Genomic DNA, 7,510 nt, shown 5'->3' on the forward strand with positions numbered 1-7,510 from the left:
CCTGGATCAAAGTCTATTGGAGCAATGTTCGACTCGGGATAAGATTTCTTGAGTTCCTGAATCATGCCCTTGCCTGTAATATGGTTTGGTAGACAAGCAAATGGCTGCAAACATACTATGTTGGTTACATCGTTTTCAATAAGCTCTACCATTTCAGCTGTTAGGAACCAACCCTCTCCCATTTGGTTGCCTAGTGACAGATGCTTTTCAGCTCCATTTGCGAGCTCTGTTATAGGAACCTGTGGAGTAAATCTTTTGCTATTTTTAAGTTCTCTTTTCATCACATGTCTGTAGGATTCTATAAATTTGATGGCAAGAACGCTTAGAAATGCTTTTTTCCAGTCTCTTTTTATATAGTCCCTGTGCTTGATTATTGAGTTGTATGATGAGTAGAGAAAGAAATCCAAAAGATCCGGAACTACTGCTTCTGCTCCTTCATCTTCCAAAAGGCCTACTATGTCGTTGTTTGCTGTTGGATGGAATTTAACAAGTATCTCTCCTACTATTCCAATTTTTGGTTTTACGATGGTGTCGTCAAGCTCAAGATTGTCGAAATCTCTTATTATACCTATAATCGTATCATTGAACCTTCTTATGCCCCCAGCTTTGATTGATTTGTGGCATTCCTCAACCCAGTGTTCATAAAGCTTGTTTGCAGAACCTTTGATTTTTTCATAAGGTCTTGTTTTGTATAGAACTTTCATGAAAAGGTCGCCGTAGACTATTCCCTTTATAAGATTATTGATAAATCTAGGTGTGATTTTAAACCCAGGATGATTGTCGAGTCCCGCAGAGAATGAAATAACTGGAACCTGCTCCATGCCGTTGTCCTTCAATGCTTTCCTTGTAAATGCTATATAGTTTGTAGCTCTGCATCCACCACCTGTCTGTGACATAATTAGAGCAGTCTTGTTTAAATCGTAATTACCTGATTTCAAGGCGTTTAAATACTGTCCTATGGTTATGATGGAAGGATAGCATGCATCGTTGTTTATATATTTTAGACCTTCATCCACTGCGTTTTTATCTACAGAAGGGAGAACCTCCAGGTTTATTCCTGATTTTTGTGCTCCTGTCTTGAAAAACTGAAAATGAATGGGCGACATTTGCGGTGCAAGTATTGTATAATCTTTTTTCATTTTTTTTGTGAAGATGATTTTTTTGTATCTAGGTGGTGATTCCCTCACAAGAATGTTCTTTTCGCGTCTTTCCTTGATTGCTGCAAGAAGTGAACGTATACGTATCCTTACAGCCCCCAGGTTGTTTATTTCATCAATTTTTATGAGTGTGTAGATTTTGTTGTTATCTTCAAGTATTTCATGTACCTGATCCGTTGTAACTGCATCAAGACCGCAACCAAAGGAAGTTAGTTGTATAAGTTCTATGTCGTTTCTCTTGGCAACAAATTCCGCAGCATTATAAAGCCTTGTTTGGTATGCCCACTGGTCAACCACTCTGAGAGGTCGCTTAGCCTTTGAAAGGTGTGATATGCTATCTTCAGACAATACAACGAAACCATATGAATTTATCATTTCTGGTATTCCGTGATTTATTTCAGGATCAATGTGGTAGGGTCTGCCTGCCAGTATTATGCCGAAGGTATCCTTGGCGTTTATATATTCAATTGCATCCTGACCAGCTGCTCTTACATCTGCTTTGTAAGTTAAAAGTTCCTTGTAACCGGCTTCTACTGCTATGCCTATTTCATTTTCAGTAATGCCTTCATCCTTTAATGAGAGGAAAAGTTTTTTTGCAAGAGATTTTTTGTCGTCAAGGTTTACAAAAGGTTTAAAGAACTTTATATCCTTGTGTACAAGGTCCATGTTTGCCTTTATTGTTTCAGGATATGATGTTACAACAGGGCAATTATAGTGGTTGTCGGCTCTTGAATCTTCCTTGATATTATAAGGTACGCATGGATAAAAAATGGTTTTTATTTTCTTGTTTATGAGGTTTGCTATATGGCCATGGGCTATCTTGCCTGGATAACACACTGATTCAGAAGGAATCGTTTCAATTCCCAGTTCGTATATTTTCTTATTGGAGTGGGCTGAAAGAATAACCCTGTATCCAAGATTGGTTAAAAGTGCATGCCAGAATGGATAGTCTTCGTACATGTTCAAAACCCTTGGTATTCCAATTATGCCCCTTTTTGCTTCAGCCAGGGGAAGGGACTTGTAGTCGAAGACCCTTTCGTATTTATACTTATAAAGATTTGGAATTTCTTCAATATTTTTCTTCTTTAGGCTTTTAAGTATTTTTTCCGATCCTTTTTCACATCTGTTTCCTGTTATAAAGGATTTGCCGCTGTTGAACCTGTTTATTGTAAGGAGGCAGTTGTTTCCACATAGACCGCATCTTTCAAGGGATACGTTGCTTGTGAATTCGTCAAGTTCCCTAGGTCCAAGGACAGAGCTCTTGGCTCCTTCTTTGACAGTTTCCCTGCTTATTAGAGCGGCGCCGAAGGCACCCATTATACCTGCTATATCGGGACGTATAACCTCTCTTCCTGTTATTAGCTCGAAAGCTCTTAAAACAGCATCATTGTAGAATGTGCCGCCTTGTACAACTATTTTATCACCCATATCATCCATAGATTTAAGCCTGATTACCTTGTACAGGGCATTTTTGATTACTGAATAGGATATTCCGGCTGAAATATCTCCTACGGTTGCTCCTTCTCTTTGAGCCTGCTTAACTTTGGAATTCATGAAAACTGTACATCTGGTTCCAAGGTCTACTGGATGTTGGGATTCCACAGCCAATTTTGCAAATTCCTTTACAGGGAGGTTCAATGAATTAGCAAAGGTTTCAATGAAGGAACCACATCCAGAAGAACATGCTTCGTTGAGCATTATTGAGTCAATGACTCCGTTTTTAATTTTCAGACTTTTCATGTCCTGGCCACCTATGTCGATTACAAAATCAACATCCTTGAGGAAAAAGTTTGCAGCCTTGTAGTGAGCTACTGTTTCTATTTCACCCATGTCAAGATTAAGGGCAGCCTTTATGAGATGCTCTCCATATCCTGTGACAGTGGATTTTATTATAGTTGCAGAGTCGTTCATTTCTTCGTAGAGGTTTTTTAATGCCTCAATAGTTGAGTTTAGCGGGTTCCCTTCATTGCTGCCGTAAAACGAATACAATAGCTGACCCTGGTCACCTATGAGTGCAAGTTTTGTAGTTGTAGAACCTGCATCAATTCCCAGATATGCATTTCTAGTATAGTTCTTTATATCTTCTTTCTTTACCTTGTGCTTTCTATGCCTTGTCTTGAATTCTTCATAGTCCTTATCTGTTTCAAAAAGGCTGTCGATTTCTTTTTTTCTATTTAACTTGCTGTTGTCTATATGTTCTATTTTTTTCAGATATTTTCCAATGTTTGTTTCATCCGAATCCTCAGCAGATATGGCTGCACCAAGAGCTACAAAATAGTGGGAATTTTCTGGGAAGACAACTTGTTCCGGCTTAAGTTTTAGTGTTTCAATAAATCTTTTTCTAAGTTCAGGCAAAAATGATAGAGGACCTCCAAGGAAAGCTACGTTTCCCTTGATTGGTCTTCCTTGGGCAAGACCGCTGATTGTTTGATTTACAACTGCCTGGAAAATTGAAACTGCAATGTCTTCCTTCCTTGCACCTTCATTTAGAAGGGGTTGGATGTCAGTCTTTGCAAAAACTCCACATCTTGAAGCGATTGGATAAATAACTTCGTGTTCTTTGGCCATATCATTGAGACCCATGGCATCAGTTTTAAGAAGAATTGCCATCTGATCTATGAAGGCTCCCGTACCTCCGGCACAGGTACCGTTCATCCTCTGTTCCAATTGACCAGAGACATATGTGATTTTTGCATCTTCACCACCCAACTCTATTGCTACATCTGTATATGGTATCTTTTGTTCAATTGCTACAGTTGATGCGGCAACTTCCTGAATAAAAGGTATTTCAAGAAATTTTGAAATGTCAACTGCACCGGAGCCTGTAACATTTATTTTCATTCTATTGTTTTTTAGAATTTTTTCTGAATTTTTTATTGTTTCAATAACAGTTTTTCTTACATCTGAATAATGTCTTCTATATTCCTTATAAATGATATTGTATTTGTTGTCTATTATTACAATTTTGACTGTTGTTGACCCTATATCCAATCCTACATTGTACAACTGTTTCATAGCGCCTCCTATTAAATATGTATATATTATTATAACAAAAAGATTTTAAAAAGCAATTTAAGTATTGAAAATTAATGAAAAATTAAGGATGAAAACGTTTAATATTATAGAAGAGATTGAAATGTGGACTGTATCTATAGTATTATAGGGTAGATGATAAAGTGAAAAGTGTTTGACTAATCGGGAATCGCTCAATAATAATAAAAAAAGACAATTTGAAATCATTTATTTTGAATTATTTAATCAGGAGGTATAAATGAAAATCACATATTACGGACATTCGGTTTTTTTACTGGAGGATGAAGGATTTAAGGGAATAATAGATCCCTATATTAATGGAAACGATAATTGCAGTGCAACAGTTGATGAGTTTATAGACATTACCCATATATTCATAACTCACGGTCATGGAGACCATATAGGGGATGCTGTAGAACTTGCTCAAAAAACAGGGGCAATTGTAATTGCAAATTATGAAATTATAAACTATCTTTCCACCAAGGGACTTACAAATCTTCATGCCATGCACATAGGAGGAAAATATTCTTTCGATTTTGTAAAGGTGAAGATGACAAATGCAGTACACGGGTCGGGAATAATGGAAGGAAATACAATGATTTGCGGTGGGAATCCAGGAGGTTTCATAATTGAAACGAAGTCTAATAAGATTTACCATGCCGGGGATACAGGTCTTACCATGGACATGAAGCTTCTTGAGGATGAAAATATTGATATAGCTATGCTGCCAATAGGTGGAAACTTTACAATGGATGCTGAAGACGCGGTAAGGGCGGTAGAGTTTATAAAACCTAAGATTGCTATACCAATGCACTACAGTGATTCTGGACTTATAAAAACAGACCCTATGGAATTTGAAAACATGGTTGAAGATGCTGTAGTTATAGTAATGGACTCTCAAGAAACCATTGAATTGGACAGATAATATGATGAAAAGAATTGTTTTGATTTTAATACTCATTGTTCTTTTGACATCACAAACAGCCCTTGCATCTGATTTTGGAATGGATGAATTGGTCTCTGTTAGGGGAATCGTGGTAGAAATTGTTACGCATATGACTGCTGATGACCTTGGTGCTCAACCAAGTTCCATGATTCAGGAAAGACAGGTTGTTAAGGTTAGGATTCTTGAAGGGGATTACGAGGGAAAGGAATATCTAGTAGAAAATAACCTTGGAGACAATGAATACTACAATATAAGAGTCAAGGAAGACCAGGAGATTATCCTCGTGGTGGACAAGACTTCTGATATAATGCAGGTTCATATATCAAGCTATGTAAGAGATAAGTACGAAATGTATATAGTAGGTTTATTCCTGGTTCTTCTTGTAGTTATTGGAAGAGCCAAGGGTGTAAAGTCCATAGTGACCCTGGGAATAACGATACTTGTAATACTCAAGTTTATGCTTCCTCTAATCATAAAGGGAACAAGCCCAATTCTAGTTTCAGTAATAGCAAGTGTCATTATTACAATTTTCACACTGTTTGTAGTGTCAGGTATTAATGAAAAAACCATGTCGGCTATATTAGGAACCCTTATAGGAGTGCTCTTGTCTGCAACTATAGCATACATGGTAGGGACAATGGCAAGTCTTACAGGACTTAACTCGGAGGAGTCAGCTATGCTTCTATATTTGCCGGGAGAAGTGGATCTCAATCTTCAAGGGATACTCTTTGCAGGAATAGTAATAGGTACACTGGGAGCTGTAATGGATGTCAGTATGTCCATATCATCATCCATGCACGAAATCAAATCCATAAAACCGGATATTACCATAAAAGAACTCATGGAGTCTGGAATGAATGTTGGAAGAGATATAATGGGAACAATGACAAACACCCTCATACTTGCATATACAGGAGCATCACTTCCTATATTGATGATATTTACAGCCTATAACTCTACAATGACCGACGTCCTCAATCTTGATGTAATAGCTACTGAAATAATAAGGGCAATAACGGGAAGTATTGGAATAGTACTTACGATTCCAATTACGGCAGTAATTGCAGGAATATTCTTGGGCAGGAGGCATAAAAATGACCAGAAAGATATTTAGTATAAAAACAAAGGACAATCTTGTCCTTGCCTGCTGTAAAAACGAAGTTGAAAATCCAAAGGCTGTTTTTATAGTTATTCATGGATTTGCAGAGCATATGGGAAGGTATGACTATCTTGCTAAAAGAATGAACAACGACGGAATATCAACCTACAGGTTCGACAACAGAGGACATGGAAAAAGTCAGGGGAAAAGAGGCCATCTGGAAAACTACATGGATTTTGTTTACGATGCTGACATAGTTGTTGACCTTGCAATCAAGGAGAATCCAGACAAGCCCCTATACATGATGGGTCATAGTATGGGCGGTTTCATCTCATTGCTTTACGGTATTACTTATCCAGACAAGCTTCAGGGACAGGTACTTTCGGGAGCCGCTTCATATTACAATGAAGAAGTCAAAGGTTTGAAAGGACAATTCATGAAACTTGCCAACAGTATAAAGCCTGATTTCTATATAAAGAATGATTTGTCGGCAAATCTCTCCAGAGATCTTGATGTTGTGGACAGGTACAGAAAGGACGAACTTGTCTTTGATAAGGCTACGGCAGGCTTTTATTATCAGTTTCTAGTTAGTGGAACTGACTATTTAATGAAAAATTTATCTAAATATGAATATTCTTGTTTGATTCTACACGGAGGTAGTGATAGAATAATCCCTAAGGAAGCATCGGTTAATTTACATGACAGCATAAGTTCAAAAGACAAGTCCATTAAAATTTTCCCTGACCTTTATCATGAAATATTGAATGAAAAGGAAAGGGATGAGGTTATTGACTATATTTTACAGTGGATAAATGGACGAGTATAATAAAGAATAAATGTTTATTTAAATTGACTGCTGTGCTATACTATTATTAACAATGAAAAGGAGGAAAGTATAGTGTACGCTTTATTTTTAATATTAAATGATGTATATAGACTGGATATGATACACGAACTTTTTTACGAGGAAGAACTGGGCGCAACCACAATTGACAGTCAAGGGATGGGTAAGGTTCTTTTGGATCACAATGTTCATGTACCTATGCTTGCCAGCATGAGAAAGCTTATTGATGGTAGAAAACCATACAATAAACTTGTTTTCAGTATTGTAAAAGAAGAAGCTAAGTTGAAAAGAATTGTAAAGAAAATCAAAAGAGAACTTGACTGTTTCAACGAGCCAGGTGTTGGATGCATGTTTGTACTTCCGGTTCTTGAGTTTTACGGCTCCAAGACTGAATGTACTGTTGATGAAGAGGATATAAAAGATGAAGAAGG

5 protein-coding genes are annotated in these 7,510 nt (G+C 37.2%); 4 read left to right on the forward strand and 1 reads right to left on the reverse strand.

From position 1 onward, the window contains the following. The coding region (locus tag AC3AX0_RS02460; protein WP_487548718.1) for an acyl-CoA dehydratase activase-related protein at nt 1-4,172 on the reverse strand (4,172 nt) is incomplete at its 3' end. A 256-nt stretch (nt 4,173-4,428) separates the two neighbouring features. On the opposite strand from AC3AX0_RS02460, the gene AC3AX0_RS02465 reads away from it, so the two are divergent. The 4 genes from AC3AX0_RS02465 to AC3AX0_RS02480 form a co-directional block, all read left to right on the forward strand. Beyond that, nucleotides 4,429-5,115 carry a metal-dependent hydrolase gene (locus AC3AX0_RS02465; RefSeq protein ID WP_487548719.1) on the forward strand — a complete coding sequence of 229 codons (687 nt, stop codon included), beginning with the start codon at nt 4,429-4,431 and terminating at the stop codon, nt 5,113-5,115. Between the two features lies 1 nt (nt 5,116). Further along, nucleotides 5,117-6,250, forward strand: a complete 1,134-nt coding sequence (locus AC3AX0_RS02470; RefSeq protein WP_487548720.1) for a YibE/F family protein — start codon at nt 5,117-5,119, stop codon at nt 6,248-6,250. After that, on the forward strand, nt 6,231-7,061 hold the full coding sequence (locus AC3AX0_RS02475; RefSeq protein WP_487548721.1) for a lysophospholipase: 831 nt from the start codon (nt 6,231-6,233) through the stop codon (nt 7,059-7,061). The genes AC3AX0_RS02470 and AC3AX0_RS02475 overlap by 20 nt, the downstream gene beginning before the upstream one ends. 72 nt (nt 7,062-7,133) lie before the next feature. Beyond that, nucleotides 7,134-7,510: hypothetical protein (locus AC3AX0_RS02480; protein ID WP_487548722.1), on the forward strand; the 377-nt coding region annotated here is incomplete at its 3' end.

The organism is Dethiosulfatibacter sp. (genome assembly GCF_983023055.1).